The sequence below is a fragment of the Okeania sp. SIO3B5 genome, from assembly GCF_010692555.1.
Classification (GTDB): domain Bacteria; phylum Cyanobacteriota; class Cyanobacteriia; order Cyanobacteriales; family Microcoleaceae; genus Okeania.
In genome coordinates this window covers 1-19,944 of the sequence record NZ_JAAHHG010000034.1, presented here as the reverse complement: position 1 = coordinate 19,944, position 19,944 = coordinate 1, and the positions used below count along the sequence as shown (strand labels likewise).

The window sequence follows — 19,944 nt, the reverse complement described above, 5'->3', positions numbered from 1 at the left end:
ATCTATAACAAAAATTCAAACCCAACCTGATAAAACCAGAAGACAAATACTAATATTAGGAGGTTTAACAGGAAGTTGGTTTGTAGCAGCAATATTAAGTAGAAATTTTGGGAATAAACTATCTCCAAAAATAACTTCTACTCCCCAACCAATACCAGAAACAACACCAGAAAATATTTCTCCTCCCCAACCAACTCCAGCACCTCCCCCTCCACCACGATCTGAAATTCCCATTCAGACATTTACCACGGTAAAAGTTAACCGCAGAGGAGAAATAATAAGTCGCCTCCCAGATCAAGCAGAAGTAATTGCAGAAAACTTCAATGGAGTCTCCCTAGAAATGGTAAAAATTCCCGCAGGTAGATTTCTCATGGGTTCTCCAGAGACAGAAGCAGAAAGAGATAATAGTGAAAGTCCGCAACATTATGTAGATGTACCAGAATTTTTTATGGGAAAGTATCCAGTCACTCAAGCACAATGGCAAGCAGTAATGGGAAATAATCCTTCTAGGTTTAAGGGTGAAAACCGTCCTGTAGAAAATGTAAGTTGGAACAACGCGACAGAATATTGTCAGAAACTCTCACAAATAACAGGTAAAAAATATAGTTTACCCAGTGAGAGTCAGTGGGAATATGCGCGCCCGTGCTCGAACAACAACACCATTTTATTTTGGCGAAACTATAACGTCTGAGTTAGTTAACTATGATGGTAATTATCCCTATGGTGATGCAACGAAAGGAAAATATCGTCAAGAAACAACAGATGTGGGAATTTTTCCACCCAATTCTTTTGGTTTGTACGATATGCACGGCAATGTCTGGGAATGGTGTCAGGATGTTTGGCATGATAACTATGAAGGTGCACCTACAGATGGTAGTGCTTGGGAAACTGGAGGTGATAGTAATTACAGAATTCTCCGTGGCGGTAGCTGGTACAACAATTCTAGGAATTGTCGGAGTGCCAGGCGTAAAGACTTCAATGCCGTCATCCTCAAGGACTATTGGAGTTTTCGGATTGCCTCGTGTGTTCCGGTTGTTTCTGCTTTTGGTTCCTAGGATTCTTCCCCTTTATTCTTTTCCTCTTTTCCCCTTTTCCCTCTTTTTCTTTTTTCTTTTCCCTCCGGCAGAGCGGGTAAATTTTTTTTCAGAGCAAGAGAAGTTGTTGTCAGAAAAGGATTTTGCTACAGATGTAGGAATGATTAATCTGCATTCTGTGAAGCTCTAAAAATTAAGTCGGGCGGGAAGGAATTTCCCCTTGCATTCCTAAAAAAATCATAGTAGTATGTAATTATTGGGGGTTACTCGCCCCTACGCATGACTTTTTATTCAACGCAAAAACAACACATCGCCACTGAATATATATAGAAGAGATACTCCCACCATCAGCCAGACAAGGATTTTGCCACGGATGCACGGATGATTAATCTGCATCTTGTGAAGCTCAAAAAAACGGCAAGGATATTCCTCTTGCATTCCTAAAAAAATCATAGTAGTATGTAATTATTGGGTGTTACTCGCCCCTACGCATGACTTTTTATTCAACGCAAAAACAGCATTTTGCCACTGAATATATATAGAAGAGAAACTCACACCATCAAAGCACCAGAAAAATTATTATCTTGTGAAGCACTACTAAGAAAAGAAGTAGCGACAGGAAAAAGGAATATCTGGCACGGGAGCAAGATGCTCCCACTGTTACTGCCGCGCCTCGTAAAAAATAATGACAATGCACCACCACCAAATTTTCTACCATCAACACATCAATATATTTTATTTACTCATGTAGAAGCGATGTAGCTACCGCCAGGCTCCGCCAACGCTACCCTCAAGTCAAAAGTAAAAATTCAAAAGTTAGAAGTTAGAAGTTATATCATGTCCGGTTGAATAGTTATAAATAAGGGAGTAGGGGCGAATCGCGATTCGCCCGTACAGGAGTAGGGAGAATAAAAAGATTTGTACTGCAAGTGACTGTTTTGGTTTTTTTCCAGATCGCTCTTATCCGGACATGATATTAGAAGTAATCCCTGAGTGAGTTTGAGTATTGATAATTACCCTAGCCTATTTACCCAGTGCGCTATATTCACAAACAAAGAAAATCATCATTTTGTGAAGCTCAAAAAAAATCGGCAAGGATTTTCCTCTTGCATTCCCAAAAAAATTATGATACGATTTAATTATTGGGTGTCGTTCGCCCCTACGTATGACTTTTTATTCAACGCCAAAACAGCGTATCGCCACTGAATATATATAGAAGAGAAACTCACACCATCAGCCAGACAAGGATTTGGCCACGGATGCACGGATGATTAATCTGCATCTTGTGAAGCTCAAAAAAACGGCAAGGAATTTCCCCTTGCATTCCTAAAAAAATCATAGTAGTATGTAATTATTGTGGGTTACTCGCCCATACGCATGACTTTTTATTCAACGCCAAAACAGCATATCGCCACTGAATATATATAGAAGAGAAACTCACACCATCAAAACATCAGAAAAAAAAATCTCACTTTGTGAAGCACTCCCAAAAGAAGTAACAACAGGCAAAATTTTCACCCCATCAGCCAGACAAGGATTTTGCCACAGATATACGGATGATTAATCTGCATTCTGTGAAGCTCAAAAAAATCGGCAAGGATTTTCCTCTTGCATCCCCAAAAAAATTATGATACGATTTAATTATTGGGAGTAACTCGCCCATACGCATGACTTTTTATTCAACGCCAAAACAGCATATCGCCACTGAATATATATAGAAGAGATACTCACACTATCAAAACATCAGAAAAAATCTCATTTTGTGAAGCTTTAAAAAAAAGAAGTGAAGTAATGATAGGAAAATTTTTCACCCCACCAACACATGAATATATTTACTCATGTAGAAGCGATGTAGCTAACGCTAGGCTCCGCCAACGCTATATTCAATATTCACAAACAAAGAAAATCATCATTTTGTGAAGCTCAAAAAAATCGGTAAGGAATTTCCCCTTGCATCGCCAAAAAAATTATGATAGGATTTATTCATTGGGGTTCGTTCGCCCCTACGCATGACTTTTTATTCAACACCAAAACAGCATATCGTTACTGAATATATATAGAAGAGATACTCGCACCATCAACACATCAGAAAAAATCTCATTTTGTGAAGCATTAAAATAAATAAGTAACAACAGGCAAAATTTTCACCCCATCAGCCAGACAAGGATTTTGCCACAGATACACGGATGATTAATCTGCATCCTGTGAAGCTCCAAAAAAACAGAAGAATATTCCCTTGCATCCCCAAAAAAATTATGATACGATTTAATCATTGTGAGTCATTCGCCCCTACGCATGACTTTTTATTCAACGCAAAAACAGCATATCGCCACTGAATATATATAGATACTCACACCATCAAAACACCAGAAAAATTATCATCCTGTGAAGCTTTCAAAAAAAGAAGTGGAAAAACTTTTACTCCATCAACACACCAATATATTTTATTTACTCATGTAGAAGCGATCGCTCATCAAAATATAGAATCTGCATTCTGTGAAGCTCAAAAAAATCAGCAATGATTATCCCCTTGCATCCCGAAGAAAATCATGGTAGTATGTAATTATTGGGTGCTGCTCGCCCTTGCGCATGACTTTTTATTCAACTATTGTACAACAATAGTAATAGCAGTCGAAGGAAAAGGCGCAGACATATCAAAAGCTGAAAACTCAGACAACGCAAGATTTTTCCCTCTTCCCTCTTCTCTCTTCCCTCTTAGAATCTAGGAAATTTTAATATAGAATCCGGTTATGTACTATACGCTATATGTTTATAACTATCAGGACTTACGCAGAGACTCTACTTATGGCGAGGGCGCAATTCGGAGCTTGGCGTTAGCCAATACCATTTGAGGGGTAAATGGTGCTTTAAAAGTCAATTTGCGTAAGTCCTGACTATACTTCAAGCCTTCAATCTCCCCTACTCCCCTACTCCCCTACTCCCCCAGAAACATCAAACCCTACTTAACTTCCTCATTAACAGGAAAACGGTCTATCAACTGCATAGCCCGATAAGCATTCCGGCGCAAAACATCAGGTAAATGAGGCACATGAGGAATCTGAGAAAGAAAATCCAGAGTCCGACGTAAAATCCGGACAACATCACCCTCATCCAGACTCGTATTTTCCACCAACACCTGCCATTCCACCTCCAGTGCCCACTGTTCGACCAAACTAATCAAATCCCTTTCTAACCAAACAGGTAAACTTACCCGATACCGACGCTGCACCTGAAATAACTGATGTCGTAAACTACGCAAACCACCTAAAGCATCTTCCACCTCCATAGACAAATCATAACGCGACCAACTATCAGGTCTACTAATCTCAGTCACCAGAGCAGCACAAGCAGCAGCCAAATGATGAGGATCGAGTGAATCAAGAACACCAGACATCAATGCCAAACCAAGCCACAATTCATTATCACCTCGGATCGCCGCACAAGCTTGACCAATATCCGTAGGCACAACTTCATGCAGACAACCAAAATACTGCAAAATTTCAATGAGATTGAGAAACTCCTGCCAATGGCGAGCCAACTTATCCTCTAACTCAGTTTGGCGATCGCCTATTTCCATCTCCAACATACCCATTCGTCGCCAACCCTTCAACAAAATACGAGGACTTCCCCATTCCTTCAGCGGATGTTCCTGAATCTTTACTTCCACCGTTGCGACTTTCTGCATTTGTACCAAAACTTCTGGAGCATCTATTGGTGGAGGTACATCTGGAATTTGTTCAGATAAACTCAGATAAATTTCATCTCCTTTACGACATTGCCCCAACCTAAAATCTATCTCAGCAGGCAACTCCATCTGTTCTACCTCTACTAAGCGAGGTAAATCTGGGTGTAAACTGACAACATCCATTGCTGCCACCACATACCATCGATTATCCTTACCCAAACACACATAGTAAGAAGACTGTCCAGAACCAGGAACTTTAGCTACTAAAGCAGCAGCAATAGGTTTAGCATCCGCCCTCTTCGCAGTAGGAACGTGCTTTCCTTTTAAACTCATAATAGTTCCCGATAAAGCAAAAGACAAAGACAAAGACATTTCTTTAATGCGATTTTCATCCGCTTGCCTTTGCAAAATTTTCAGCAGTCGTTTTTCTTCTTTTACTCTTTCTCGTATCTTCTCATAGTCTCTCAGCAACTGCTCCAGATTTACTAAATCATTCTCTCCATAAATTCCCAATTTATTTTGCAAAGAGGTTAACTCTGCTTGCTGTTGCTCAATTTCTATACGTTCTCCTTCTAGAGAAAGGGTAGACAAATATTGACCAAAACTACGTTCGACTAACTCCTTTGCCTCCTCCAAAGTATGAGTTTGCAGCAAATTCAGCACCATGCCATAACTAGGAGTAAACTGACTTACCAGGGGATCGGCTCCTGAAGTAGCTAAATAACTTGCCTCCTTCGCACCCTCAAACCTAGTTTGAACAGTTAAAACATAACCCTGAACATCCATCCCTCGTCGTCCAGCTCTACCTGCCATTTGTAGAAATTCTGACGGTTTTAGCAGTCTGTGGCCTTCATCTGTGCGTTTGGAGAGACTCGATATCACAGTAGTGCGAGCTGGCATATTGATTCCAGCAGCTAAGGTTTCGGTGGCAAATACTACTTTGATTAAACCTAGCTGAAATAATTCCTCGACTAATCCTTTCCAGACTGGTAACATTCCGGCATGGTGAGCTGCTATGCCTTTGCTTAGAGGTTCGAGTTTTTTGGAGTGAGCTAAGTCTGGGTTACGAGTGAGGAAATTTTGAATTAGGTTTTGCAGTTTAGTTGCTTCTGCTTCGTCGATTAAGTTAAGGTTACTAGCTTGTGCTATTTCTGCTACTGCGCGATCGCAACCTCGACGGCTAAATATGAAGTAGATAGCTGGCAACATATCCCGCTCTTTGAGTTGAGATAAAACTGCTGGTAATATTGGTTCTAGTTGTTTTTCTCTGTAATCTCTACCTATTCGTCTATTTTTAGGTTTTAGCAGGGGATTTACTCTTTTCTGGTTCTTGCTCAGTAGAGGAAAAAGACCTTTACTGTTAGAGAAATTAAATTGGAGAGGTACTGGCCGAAAGTCAGAGTAAATCAGTTCGGTTGGCCCATGGACTCTATTGATCCAATCTGTAAGTTGGTCACTGTTGGCAACTGTGGCGGAGAGAGCTAATAGTTGAATTTCTGGTGGGCAGTAAATTATTAATTCTTCCCATACTGTGCCTCGTTGCCGATCGTTCATGTAGTGGCATTCGTCAAGGACTACGGCTTCTACTTTTTCTAGAGATGTGCCTATTTCTCCTATAGGAGTACCATAGAGCATATTGCGGAATATCTCTGTAGTCATTACTAGGACTGGTGCTTCCCTGTTAACTGAGGTATCTCCTGTGACTAACCCTACTCTTTCTGCTCCAAATTGGTCGCGGAAGTCCCGCAGTTTTTGGTTTGACAGAGCTTTTAGGGGTGTGGTGTAGAATACTCGGCGTCCAAGACTTAGGGCACGGTAGATGGCGTATTCTCCAATTAAGGTTTTGCCTGAACCTGTGGGGGCACAAACAACTACGGATTTTTCAGCGTTAAGGGCGACGATCGCCTCTTTCTGGAAGTCGTCTAGTTCAAATGGAAATAAGGTCTTCAGATCCAGCTCTCGTCTGTTCTGGGTTGAGTATGACACTAATATTTATTTTCTTGACTTTATAAAGGTTTTGTGATATAGTCTATTTTTTTCTAGTTAACCAATAAATTTATAGACTCTATCTTTTGATTTTAACTACGATATATCGAAATAGGGTTCCCAGGCTTGAGGTTAGAAATCTTCAGAGAGAAAGTTTTCAAGAAGGGTGGTTATAGCATAAGGAAGAACCAAGAAGAAAAAGTTTTACATTGTCTGAGTTTTAAACTTTTCACTGTCCACGCCTTTTCCTTCGACGGCTATAAAATTAGTTTTTTGAGGATATCTGAAAAGTTGTTTAATACTGAAATTTTGCCCCCCTAGCCCCCCAATTCTGGGGGGAACAAGAATCCATTAGCTGATAAAAGTCCCCCAAAATTAGGGAATTTAGGAGGCTTTTATGTAGCAATACAGACTTCTCAGATAACCTCATAATAAAATAGGAAAACTTTTTATTCTAGATATTAAATTTTAGGCGTTGCACAGTGACGAATGATTTGAGATTTTTGATGAAGAGGATTTTGGATTTGAGAATTGCTAGAATGATTAATATTAGGTTTTTTTGAGTCAAAGTCTAAACCTATTTCTTAATTTGTAACCCCAAAAAACTTTACTCTTCACTTATTACCTTAAAACTCTCTCTTCTTCCTTCCTGACTCCTATACAAAATTTTCAGATATTTCTAACTAATATTTTTACCGAATAATTAACTAATTAATAATTAAATAATTCTGGTTTAAAGCCGACTCTTTTAAAGGGAAAAAAAGCGGTCTCCGGATGGCGTTTGCTATCGCAAAGCTGCGCTAACAGCGGAGCGGCTCTTATAAGAGCGGTCCCCTCGCTGTCCTCCAATCAACCAAGAAAAGAAATAATATTTCCTTATATTCAATAGACATCATCCAAAAATCCAAAATAAAATCAATTATCGTACAGAAATTATCATTTATTTCCCCCTATTCCCTATTCCCTATTCCCTCTTTTGGTGGAGATGTCTAATTCCGTAACGGTTTTAACCAGAGGTAATTATCAATTATCCATTATCAATTATCCATTAATGAAATCTCTTATCATATTCTTTATCCTTCAAAATATTATCTATGCATAGCCTTGACAACTACTAGAAAATTAAGCAAATTAGAAGCAAATTGGGAAACTCGCCTGAAAATTGGCTTGAGAAAATCCACAAAAATTACTGAATTTTTGACTTAAAAAAAAGTAGTATGACAACAGGAACTCAAACTCCAAAGATAGTAGTAGTTGGTGCTGGTTGGGCTGGTTTAGGAGCCACTCACCACCTAGCCAAAAATGGCTATGATGTTACACTCCTAGAAGCTGGCCCTTATCCCGGTGGTTTAGTCGCTGGCTGGAAAACTCCCGGAGGCCGTTCCGTAGAAGTGGGCATACATGGTTTTTGGTATCCCTACCATAACATATTTTCTCTTGTCAAGAAATTAAACCTCGCTCCTTTTACTCCCTGGACTCGTTCAGCTCAATATTCTCCTGCTGGGTTAGAGGTAGAATCACCTATTTTTCAAGACTTACCACCTTTACCAACGCCTCTTGGTACTTTTATTTATACTCAATTTAAAAGGTTGCCTTTGAGCGATCGCCTTTCTGCTCTCCCACTGCTTTATTCTGTGATAGATTTTGATAATTCGGATGAAGCTTGGCGAAGATACGATGCAGTAACAGCGAGAGAATTATTCAAACAATATGGCGTGACAAACAGATTATATGATGATGCTTTTAATGCCATGTTATTAGTTGGTTTATTTGCTCCGGGAGAACAATGTTCGGCTGCTGCTGCATTGGGAATGTTATATTATTTTATCCTAGCTCATCAACCAGATTTTGATGTAGTTTGGTGTCGCGGTACTGTAGGAGAAATGATATTTAAACCTTGGGTAGAAAATATCGAAAATCTAGGTGGAAAAGTTCTGACAAAACAGCGAGTTACTGACTTAATTGTTGATGATAATGGCAAAGCAACAAAGGTTGTTTGTGAAGACCAAATATTTGAGGCAGATGCGGTAATTTTTGCTGTTGGTATTAGCGGAATGAAAAAGATTATGGCAGGGAGTGAGGCTCTGCAAAGTCGTCAAGAATTTAGGAATATTAATAATTTAGGTGGAGTTGATGTATTAGGAACTAGATTATGGTTCGACCGAAAAATTTCAATTCCTCGTGCTTCTAATGCTTGTTTTGGATTTGATACAACTACAGGCTGGACGTTTTTTGATTTGAATGCTTTACATGACGAATTTCGCCATGAACCAGGAACAGTTGTAGAAGTAGATTTTTATCATGCTAATCAGTTTTTGCCTTTGAGCGATGGGGAAATTATTAAAATGGTACAGACATATTTAGCAACTTGTATTCCAGAATTTATAGAGGCAGAAATTATTGACCAAAGTGTGGTTAGAGTCAGAGAAGCTGTTACTCACTTTTTTCCTGGTAGTTATCAATATTTACTCTCTGCTAAAACAAGTTTTGATAATGTATTTATGAGTGGAGATTGGATTGTTAATCGTCACGGTTCATGGTCTCAGGAAAAAGCTTATGTAACAGGATTAGAAGCAGCTAACTTAGTAGTAGATAAGTTTAAGTTAGGAGAGAAAGCTAATATTATTCCCGTAGAAAAAGATGAGGAGCATATTCAATTTGCCAGGACAATTAATAAGTCAGTTAGAGAGATAGGAAAATCAATATTTCCTAATATTTGGTTGTAGTATCATGTTTGCTTGAATACTTATACCTTGGTGGAAGAAAGGCATAAGAAAGTCAAAAGTCAAAAGTCAAAAGTAAGAAGAAAAATATAGTGGTCAATAGGAATTAACGATCCCTTCTAAGGAGTAGGGGAGTAGGTAGGGACGTTGCATACAACCTCCGTACATGGAGAAAACCCACCCCTAACCCCTCCCAGGAGGGGAAATAAACATAAGAATAATTAACATTAACTTTACAGATCAAAAGCCTAAAACTAAGATAAAACAATATTTTTCCTTTTTGCCTCTTGCTTCTTCCTTCTGCTATAAAAATCAACTAAAATCACCAAAAATTTAGCAGGACTTAAGCACTAACAATAGATAGGGTTTGCTGATTAAATCTAAAAGCATTGACATATAAAGGTAAAAGCATTTTTTAGTTAAAAAAAGTCCAAGCTTTTAGGTCGTAATGGTTCAAAAAATTAGCATTTTAGGCGAGAGTTGCGCAGAATAATCCCTTAATTATTCTTCCTCCTACCTCCTCTATAATTCCCATTTCTCCTGTCTTCCCCTCCTGGGAGGGGGAGAGGCGAGGGGTGGGTTGTCTCCTGTCTCCTGTCTCCTAACCTTACCCATAAGACTTTTTCAGCAAACCCTAGATATAGTCATTTATGCGTTATGCTACCGCTAACACACCCTACTAATAGCGTTCATGCGTAAGTCCTGAATTATTTCTTTCTGTTCCCTGTTCCCTGTTCCCAGCTCCGGTGTTCCCTCTTTTCTGGAGATGTCTAATATATTGAAATATATTGATAAAGGCAAACCACAGAAAAAATCAAGAATGACCTCAACCCTAGTCCAACCAACCCTCGAATCTCTCAACGCCCCTACTATCCACCAACTATCAAATGGACTTACTATCATTGCCGAATATTTACCAGTTGAAGCAGTTAACCTCAATATTTGGCTAAACGTTGGTTCTGCTGTTGAATCTGAGGCAATTAATGGTATGGCCCATTTTCTCGAGCATATAATTTTCAAAGGCACTCCCAAACTCCCTAGTGGTGAATTTGAACGCTTAGTGGAACAACAAGGTGCTGTAATGAATGCTGCCACTAGCCAAGACTACACCCACTTTTACATTACCACTGCTCCTAAAGACTTTGTAAAATTAGCACCTTTGCAGTGGGAAGTACTCCTCAATGCCAGTATTGCTGATGATCCTTTTGAAAGAGAACGTTCTGTTGTACTAGAAGAAATTCGACGCTCAGATGATAACCTTAACCGTCGTTGTTACCGAAAAGCCATTGAAACCGCCTTTGAAAAATTACCCTATCGTCGTCCGGTATTAGGTCCTGCTGAAGTTGTTTCTCAACTGCAACCCCAACAAATGCGCGACTTTCATCAGACTTGGTATCAACCTACTTCCATGACTGCTACTGTAGTCGGAAATTTACCAGTAGAAGAATTAATTGATATCGTTGCCAGCTCATTTACTGAAGCTGAAAACAGCAAAAATATTCTAGAAATACCTCCACTACCACCCACAAATAATTTCACCCCAGAACTACCTTTTACAGAAATAGTCCGCCATGAAGTAGTTGACGAAGCTCTTCAGCAAGCAAGATTAATTATGCTTTGGCGAGTACCTGGGTTAACTGAATTACATGAAAGTTATACCTTGGATGTGTTAGCAACTATTTTGAGTAGGGGGAAAACATCTCGCCTGGTGCGTGACTTACGGGAAGAACGAGGTTTGGTTTATTCTATTGGTGTGAGTAATATGAGTCATCGTCATCAAGGTGTTTTCTATATTTCTGCTAGGTTGCCAGAAGAAAATTTAGCTGAAGTAGAAGCAGCGATCGCTCACCACATACATACTATCCAACAAGAGTCGGTGACAGAAACAGAAATTCAACGCATTCGCACATTAGTCGCCAACAGATTTGTTTTTGCTAATGAGACACCAAGCGATCGAGCTAATTTATATGGTTACTATCACTCAATAGTTGGAGACTTAGCACCAGCGCTAAATTATCCTCAACATATTCAGGCACTTGACTCATCAGATATTCAACAGGCAGCATCAAAATATTTGTCTGTTGATGCTTATGGAGTAATAGCGTTTCGGCCTATAGATTCAATTCAAAATTCAAAAGTCAAAAGTCATGCATTAAGAATTTTCAAGTTATATCAAGCGTGAAAAAAGAATGCTACAAAAAGGTAGATATTGCTCGGATATGCTTAAAAATAGCTGCTCCAGTTCGTTTTAGATAGTTATATCTATCTTTTTTCCCTTTTTTTCAATATTTATCCCTTCTTCCTTCTTTCGTAGGGACGTTGCATGCCACGTCCCTACCATTTGTAGCAATGAGCGCTCAGGTATTTACAAGGCCCAGCTCAAAGTGCATTCTAGAAAAGGTGTACAAAAAATAATGTGTAAATATGCCAGCGCACATTGCTATGTAACAAACATTTATCACGCTTGGTATTAAAAGCTAATGCACAATTTTATACCATTTAAAAAAAAGAATGTTACGAACAATAAGCACCATAAAAATACTTTTAAATAAAGTAGATTTCACGAAAAAAAATGATTTTGTACATTAAAAATAGTATTAAATATATTTATAATGCATTCTAAATACTAAATCATAAATTATAAAAAATGCCATAATTATTTGTAGCAAACATTTATCAATTTGGTATTAGCTGTGTCAGTTTAGATTCAATTCAAAAGTCAAAAGTCAAAAGTCATGCATTAAGAATTTTCAAGTTAAAACCTAATGCACAGTTTTAGCTGTGTCAGTTTAGATTCAATTCAAAAGTCAAAAGTCAAAAGTCATGCATTAAGAATTTTCAAGTTATATCAAGCGTGAAAAAAGAATGCTACAAAAAGGTAGATATTGCTCGGATATGCTTAAAAATAGCTGCTCCAGTTCGTTTTAGATAGTTATATCTATCTTTTTTCCCTTTTTTTCAATATTTATCCCTTCTTCTTTCTTTCGTAGGGACGTTGCATGCAACCTCCCTACCATTTGTAACAAACATTTATCACGCTTGGTATTAAAAGCTAATGCACAATTTTAGCTGTGTCAGTTTAGATTCAATTCAAAAGTCAAAAGTCATGCATTAAGAATTTTCAAGTTAAAACCTAATGCACAGATCTAGTAGTGGAAGATAATATTAAAAATAATATAGTATGGATTTTCCTGTTATATCGTAATTATTATGAATAATACTAATAATGCTGCTTGATGAGAAAGTAAATATTTCAAAAAAGCGTAATTTTAATTAATGAAGAAAAGAAAAAAATCTATTTTTAGGCATCAATGGCAAGTATTTTGCCTAACAGTAATTGCTTGCACCCTAACGCTATGGGTATCTCCTGTTAGTTCCCAAGAATCAGAAACTTCTGCCACAATAACAGCAATTACTACTGAAGAACCGGAAATTCCTGTGGATGAGCTGAAGCTTTTGCTCAAACCTCTGACTCAGGAGGAGTTAGCAGTCGAGGCTAAAGCTTGGCAGAATTTGCTAAAAGCCAAAGTTCAGGAGATTAGCGATGCTGAAATTGCAATCAAACGCAAGAATAGGGAAACCCGAAAATCTGAAGAAGCGGTTGATGCTATAGAAAAAGCTCAGAAATCTCTTGAGGAAGCAGAGGCAGCAAAAAAGAATGTATCTCCTGGTTCTTCAGAAGCAGAGGAAGCTGAAAACAATCTAGAAACTGCACAAAAAGAACTTACCAAAGCTCAAGAAGCTATTGAAGAAGCTGTTGAGGTTAAAAAGCAAAGTGAAGGAACTGAGGAAGCTACCCAAAATCTAGAAGAAGTAGCAGAAGCGATCGAAGATGAAGTCAGTAATACAGATGATATCGATAGTCAACAGGCATTAGCAGAGAAAGAAAAACAGTTAGAAGCATTATCTGAGCAATTAGAAGATTCTAGTGAAGAGGCATCGGAAGTCAAGACTCAATTGGTTGTTGGTGTTACTGAACTTCAACAAGAACAAACTGCTCTTGCCGATCGCTTTGATACTGTTTTGGATGAATTTGAGAGTAAAGGAGGCGAAGCTGAATCTTTCCGACAATATATTCAATCTGTTAGTGGTGTCGAGATTGATGTGAGCGATACTGAAGGTTTGTGGTTAAGGATAGGTGGTTGGCTAAAATCAGAAGAAGGTGGTTTACGTTGGGGCACAAATATTGGTATCTTTTCTGCAATTGTGGTTACTTCTGTAATTGTTGCTGGGATTTTAGGCTTTGTTACTAATAGGAGTCTGCGAGTTGTAGGGGGAGTTTCCGAGCCTTTGCGTCAATTATTGGTCAGAACTGTGTGGCAAACAACTGTTGGTGTTGGTGTCTTATTAGCATTGACTGCTTTGGAAATAAATCTTGGTCCAATTCTCGCTTTAGTTGGTGGTACTAGCTTCATCTTGGCATTTGCTTTGCAAACCAATATTGGTAATTTGGCTAGTGGTTTAATGATTATGATCTATAACCCATTTAATGTCGGTGATGAGGTAGAATTATGTGGGACATGGGGCTATATTGACTCCATCAGTCTTGCTCATACAAAAGTAAAAGGTTGGACTGGTCAGATTATTACAATTCCCAATAACTCAGTTTTGAGTAGTGTAGTCGTTAATCATAGTGCGAGAGATACTCGTCGCGTTAGTTTGCAAATTCGGGTTGGGTATAGTGAGAATTTGTCTAAAGTTGAGCAATTACTTTTGGATGTTTTTAAATCTCATCCTTTAGTATTAGAGCAACCAGCACCGAGTACATTTGCATGGAAATTTGAAGAATATTTCGTCGATCTGTATGTAGGAGGATGGACTAAAACTTCAGATTATTGGAAAGTATATAATGAAGCTCTTCATCAGATTAAGGAACGATTTGTTCAAGAAGGAATAGAGATTCCTGTTCCTCAGCAAGATCTTCGTTTAAATGAGATGAAATAGTCCAAATAAACATCTCCAGAAAAGAGTCAGTAGGCAGTAGGGAACCCACCCCTAACCCCTCCCAGGAGGGGAAATAATTGATAATTTATGTGTGAGAATTGATTTTATTTTTGATTTTTGGAGATGTCTAATAGTCTAAATCGATTAGGACTTACGCAGATACGCTATATATAGTACTCATAACTATTGTCCAATAGTTACTGGACTCTATACACAGTGTCTTTGCGTAAGTCCTGTAGATATCTCTAGAAAAGAGGAAGTAGGGAGTAGGCAGTAGGGCTATCAACAGTATTGAAATAATTAGACAAAGTGATACATAATTAGACATTTACTATGATATAATAGATTTATGTCTAATTTATTAACTATATCAGAATCAGCAGAACTGGGCGCTTAGTGTCAACAAAAACAATAATCATGAAATCTTTTAAAACTAAGCTCAAACTTAACAATCAACAAAAAACAATACTTGCCAAACACGCAGGAGTAGCTCGTCATGCTTATAACTGGGGATTAGCAACTTGTATTACTGAGTACGAAGAAACTAAAAAACGCCCAAGCGCCATCACCTTGCATAAACGTTTAGTAGCTGAAGTAAAATCAATTAATCCCTGGTATTATGAGGTATCGATCGGGTGCCCCACAACAAGCATTAAGAGATTTAGACAGAGCATTTAAAAACTTTCTAACTATTCCTGAACGTGGATTCCCAAAATTCAAGAAAAAAGGTAGAAAAGATAGCTTTTACTTAGAAGGAAGTATTAATATTTTCCAAGGAAACTACATACAATTACCCAGAATAGGAGTAGTAAAAACTTATGAAATCTTACCTTCCTACAGAGTAAAAAACGTCACCATAGCCTCTTTCAGAGGAGCTTCGCTAACAAAAAAAGCAGATAGTTGGTACATCAGTTTTAAGTACAATTTTGAATTCTATCCAACAGAAAAAATAGGAGAAACTATAGGTGTAGACATAGGCATAAATACATTAGCAACCTGTTCTGATGGCAGCAAATTTACTAACGTCAAAGCCTACAGACAAGCCAAAAAACAATTAGTTCGTCATCAACGTGCAGTCAGCAAAAAAGTTATTGGTTCCAAAAACCGACGCAAAGCAGTAAAAAAACTAGCCAAAGTTCACAAAAAAGTCGCTGATATCAGAGCAGATGCACTACATAAACTCACAACATGGTTAGCCAAAAACCACAGCACCATAGTAATTGAGGTATGACAATGTAAGTGGAATGCTCAAAAATCACAAACTAGCAAGTGCTATTGCTGATTGTGGCTTTTATGAATTTAAGCGTCAGCTTACATACAAATGCGAATGGTACGGCAGTGAATTAGTCATAGCGGATAGATTTTATCCAAGTTCTCAAATATGTTCAAACTGTGGACATCAACAGAAAATGCCGTTGCACTTGAGAACTTATGAGTGCAGTGAATGCGGTTTTGAAGGTGATAGAGATTTGAATGCTGCTATCAACCTGAAAAACTATGTGAATCAGTAGCTTGAGTCAAGAGCGAATTTAAGCCTGTGGAGAAGATAAGTTTGCAGACTGTGGTCGGTGGTCTTCAGTGAAACAGGAAGCTAACTCCAAAGCTTATGCAATCGTGTATGGGTAAGTTTGGGTAAGTTTAGTAGAACGGAAGGTTTTCAGTTTACTCCCGCTCAGGTGACTAAGCCAAAAGTAGGCAATAATTTGAATTATCAACATACTGTACCTGGTGAGAATTTTTATAAAGGTATGAGTGGGGGAGCGGTGTTGAATGAGAGGGGGCAGTTGATGGGTATTCATGTGGGGTTGGTGAAAAAAGATGGAGATGGAGATGGTGTTTTGATTTCGACTTTGTTGCGGGATATACCAGAGGAGGTGAGCAGGGTTTTGGTGAGGGGAACTCCTGTTGCTTCTTCTTCTTCAACTAGAGAAAATGAGGAAGTTAACTTACAGCAACAATTGGAGGAGGAGCGACGGAAGCGTGAGGAGGCTGAACGGCGAGCGCAACAGCTAGAAGTTGATAGGCAAAAGCAACTTCTAGCGGCAGAACAGAGAGCAAAACAAGAACGGGAAGTTGAACTACAAAGGCAACGACAACAACTGGAGGAAGAGCGACGGAAGCGTGAAGAGGCTGAACAGCGAGCGCAACAGCTAGAAGTTGAAAGACAAAGGCAACTTCAAGAGGCAGAACAGAAAGCCAAACAAGAACGGGAAGTTGAACTACAAAGGCAACGACAACAACTGGAGGAGGAGCGATGGAAGCCTGAGGAGGCTGAACGGCGAGCGCAAGAGTTAGAAGCTGATAGGCAAAAGCAACTTCTAGCGGCAGAACAGAGAGCAAAACAAGAACGGGAAGTTGAACTACAAAGGCAACGACAACAACTGGAGGAGGAGCGAAGGAAGCGTGAGGAGGCTGAACGGCGAGCGCAAGAGCTAGAAGTTGAAAGACAAAGGCAGGGAGAAAATCGGACTGTCAGAAATTCTGGTAATGTTACTTCATCTCAAATCCAGGAAGCTAAAAACTACTTTAATCAGGGTCTTGAACACTCTAATAGAAGAGAGTCTGAGCAGGCGATCGCTGACTATAGCCAAGCTATTCGACTCAATCCCAAATATGCTGAACCTTATAATAACAGGGGTAATGTTTACCTTAACCGAGGAGAATATCAAAAGGCGATCGCTGATTACAACGAATCTATCAGACTAAACAATCCCGAACTTTGGCTGCCTTACAATAACAGGGGTATTGTTCACAGCAGACAGGGAAAATATGAAAAGGCGCTCGCTGACTATAACCAAGCTATTCGACTCAATCCCAAATATGACAAGGCTTACAATAACAGGGGTAATGTTTACTATGACCAGGGAAAATATGAAAAAGCGATCGCTGACTATAACCAAGCTATTCGACTCAATCCCAAATACGCTAATGCCTACTATAACAGGGGTGTTGCTTACTATAAACAGGGAAAATATGAAAAGGCAATCGCTGACTATAACCAAGCTATTCGACTCAATTCCAAATATGCTCATGCCTATTATAACAGGGGTTTGATTCACAAGCGTAATATCATGTCCGGTTGAACAGTGATAAATAAATAACTACGGAGGAGTCAGGAGTCAGTCCTCAGGAGTCAGGAGTAAAGAGGGAAGAAAGAAGAAGAACTGGAGTTGAAGGAGAAAGTTTTTTTATAACTAATTATCCGGACATGATATAACAGGAACATTGAAAAAGCCAGATCAGACTTTAAAAAAGCTGCCGACTTATACAAACAACAAGGAAATCAAGAGGATTATCAAGACTCTCTAGATCAACTCAGAGAATTACAATAATACTAAATCCGGTTTAGATAGGAGATTTATTAGACTTCTCCAAAAATCAAAAATAAAGTCAATTATTATCCAGAAATTATCAATTATTCTTCCCTGTTCCCTGTTCCCTGTTCCCTCTTTTCTGGAGATGTCTATTGAATACTAAAAGTCAAAGGATTAGAAGGATTTGGATAAACTACCTTTTTCTAAGCGGATTTGGTATATAGTAATGAGCGCTGGTATATTTACAAATTGTAGGAGGGGCTAAATAGCTAAAAGTCTTATATTATAGGCAATTTATTCCCCCTGTTGCCTGTTGCCTGTTGCCTGTTGCCTGTTGCCTGTTGCCTGTTGCCTGCGCACAGCGCTATAATTCTAGAAACCTTTGCGGAGCATTCCGTCAAACCTATCTCAAAATGTTTAAAGAACCAAATAACCAAATAACCATAATGAAACATATTACTAAACTAATAATTGGATTAATCACAATAGCTCTAGTTGGCTATAGTAAATCTGAAGCAGAAATAAGTACAGTAGAAATTGTTACTCCAAGTTCTTCAACTGGAGACGATAGGTTGAATCCTGGTAATTCAGAGGCGATCGTTAGTCAAAAAGATTCTAGCGCTCAGGATGCTGAAAGTTACTTGAAAAAGGCTGTTAAGCACTATAACGAAGGAAAATATGAAGAGGCGATCGCTGACTTTAACCAAGCTATTCGACTCAATCCCAAATATGATAAGGCTTACAACGGTAGGGGTCTTGTTTACACTCTCCTAGAAAAAAATGAAAAGGCGCTCGCTGACTATAACCAAGCTATTCAACTCAATCCCAAATATGCTCAAGCTTACAATAACAGAGGTATTGTTTACCGCAGACAGGGAAAAAATGAAAAGGCGCTCGCTGACTATAACCAAGCTATTCAACTCAATCCCAAATATGCTAAAGCTTACAACGGTAGGGGTATTGTTTACCGCAAGCAGGGAAAAAATGAAAAGGCGCTCGCTGACTTTAACCAAGCTATTCGACTCAATCCCAAATATGCTCGGGCTTACCATAACAGGGGTTTGATTCACAAGGGTAACAAAAATATTGAAAAAGCCAGATCAGACTTTAAAAAAGCTGCCGACTTATTCAAACAACAAGGAAATCAAAAGTTATATCAAGACTCTCTAGATCAACTCAAAAAATTACAATGATATTATTAATAATTAATAATTAATAATTAATAATTAATAATTAATAATTAATTAATTAGCCATAATGGCTTTGTTGCATGAAAATATATAGCTGCCGCACTTGCTTGTGCATATGTACTTCATAATACGCGGAAACTGCTGTAACTATTGGACAATAGATCAATAGAACATCAATGTTTGAGGTGAAAAAGACTGAAACTTTTACCTGTAAGAGCTTTGAGGTTTAATCAGCAGAGCAATAACTATTGGACAATAGTAAAATTAACATCAAGCCATCACCAAAGATAGCGTACGCTTTCTCAGTAGAGCAATAACTATTGGACAATAGTAAAATTAACATCAAGCCATCACCAAAGATAGCGTACGCTTTCTCAGTAGAGTCATAACTATTGGACAATAGTAAAATTAACATCAAGCTATCACCAAAGATAGCGTACGCTTTCTCAGTAGAGCAATAACTATTGGACAATAGTAAAATTAACATCAAGCCATCGCCAAAGATAGCGTACGCTTTCTCAGTAGAGTCATAACTATTGGACAATAGTAAAATTAACATCAAGCCATCACCAAAGATAGCGTACGCTTTCTCAGTAGAGTTATAACTATTGGACAATAGTAAATAGAATATCAAGCCATCACCAAAGATAGCGTACGCTTTCTCAGTAGAGTTATAACTATTGGACAATAGTAAATAGAACATCAAGCCATCGCCAAAGATAGCGTACGCTTTCTCAGTAGAGTTATAACTATTGGACAATAGTAAATAGAACATCAAGCCATCACCAAAGATAGCGTACGCTTTCTCAGTAGAGTTATAACTATTGGACAATAGTAAATAGAACATCAAGCCATCGCCAAAGATAGCGTACGCTTTCTCAGTAGAGTTATAACTATTGGACAATAGTAAATAGAACATCAAGCCATCACCAAAGATAGCGTACTGGATTGTTTCATCTAAAATGGTGCAATAGAATAGTCAGCGAAAAGTGACTATTGGACTGACAAGCGATCGTTAAAAAATAGACAATCAAAAACAAGCGATATAGCTGCCGCACTTGCTCCGCC

The 19,944-nt window shown here is 38.5% G+C and carries 10 protein-coding genes, 1 pseudogene and 1 CRISPR repeat array; of the genes and pseudogenes, 10 read left to right on the top strand and 1 reads right to left on the bottom strand.

Annotated features, from left to right (window positions below; translation table 11 throughout):
• The first annotated feature begins 340 nt into the window (after window positions 1–340).
• A pseudogene (locus F6K54_RS43715) lies at window positions 341–1,055 on the top strand (formylglycine-generating enzyme family protein).
• 501 nt (window positions 1,056–1,556) lie between these two features.
• A complete protein-coding gene (locus F6K54_RS07545; protein WP_293076116.1) occupies window positions 1,557–1,796 on the top strand; it encodes a hypothetical protein in 240 nt (79 codons plus the stop codon).
• Between the two features lie 2,197 nt (window positions 1,797–3,993).
• On the opposite strand, the gene F6K54_RS07540 is transcribed toward F6K54_RS07545, so the two are convergent.
• The gene (locus F6K54_RS07540; protein WP_293076114.1) at window positions 3,994–6,705 is read right to left on the bottom strand and encodes an RNA helicase; all 2,712 of its coding nucleotides are present in this window, start codon (window positions 6,703–6,705) and stop codon (window positions 3,994–3,996) included.
• A gap of 1,217 nt (window positions 6,706–7,922) precedes the next feature.
• On the opposite strand from F6K54_RS07540, the gene F6K54_RS07535 reads away from it, so the two are divergent.
• The 8 genes from F6K54_RS07535 (at window position 7,923) to F6K54_RS07510 (ending at window position 18,879) form a co-directional block, all read left to right on the top strand.
• On the top strand, window positions 7,923–9,431 hold the full coding sequence (locus tag F6K54_RS07535; protein WP_293076112.1) for an FAD-dependent oxidoreductase: 1,509 nt from the start codon (window positions 7,923–7,925) through the stop codon (window positions 9,429–9,431).
• An 817-nt stretch (window positions 9,432–10,248) separates the two neighbouring features.
• On the top strand, window positions 10,249–11,610 hold the full coding sequence (locus tag F6K54_RS07530) for a pitrilysin family protein (protein ID WP_293076160.1): 1,362 nt from the start codon (window positions 10,249–10,251) through the stop codon (window positions 11,608–11,610).
• A gap of 1,094 nt (window positions 11,611–12,704) precedes the next feature.
• Window positions 12,705–14,372: a mechanosensitive ion channel domain-containing protein gene (locus F6K54_RS07525; RefSeq protein ID WP_293076110.1), complete on the top strand. Its 1,668-nt coding sequence runs from the start codon at window positions 12,705–12,707 to the stop codon at window positions 14,370–14,372.
• A 417-nt stretch (window positions 14,373–14,789) separates the two neighbouring features.
• The gene (locus F6K54_RS42725) at window positions 14,790–15,050 is read left to right on the top strand and encodes a helix-turn-helix domain-containing protein (RefSeq protein ID WP_366558072.1); all 261 of its coding nucleotides are present in this window, start codon (window positions 14,790–14,792) and stop codon (window positions 15,048–15,050) included.
• A complete protein-coding gene (locus F6K54_RS42720; RefSeq protein WP_366558071.1) occupies window positions 14,992–15,603 on the top strand; it encodes a transposase in 612 nt (203 codons plus the stop codon). Before F6K54_RS42725 ends, F6K54_RS42720 begins: the two co-directional genes overlap by 59 nt.
• A 13-nt stretch (window positions 15,604–15,616) precedes the next feature.
• Window positions 15,617–15,883 carry an RNA-guided endonuclease TnpB family protein gene (locus F6K54_RS42715; protein ID WP_366558070.1) on the top strand — a complete coding sequence of 89 codons (267 nt, stop codon included), beginning with the start codon at window positions 15,617–15,619 and terminating at the stop codon, window positions 15,881–15,883.
• A 117-nt stretch (window positions 15,884–16,000) separates the two neighbouring features.
• Window positions 16,001–17,455, top strand: coding sequence for a tetratricopeptide repeat protein (locus F6K54_RS07515; protein ID WP_293076108.1), 1,455 nt, complete (start codon window positions 16,001–16,003; stop codon window positions 17,453–17,455).
• A 677-nt stretch (window positions 17,456–18,132) separates the two neighbouring features.
• Window positions 18,133–18,879, top strand: a complete 747-nt coding sequence (locus F6K54_RS07510) for a tetratricopeptide repeat protein (protein WP_293076106.1) — start codon at window positions 18,133–18,135, stop codon at window positions 18,877–18,879.
• Between the two features lie 238 nt (window positions 18,880–19,117).
• Window positions 19,118–19,440: a CRISPR direct-repeat array (repeat unit 35 nt; unit sequence ATAACTATTGGACAATAGTAAAATTAACATCAAGC).
• Window positions 19,441–19,944: the final 504 nt, after the last annotated feature.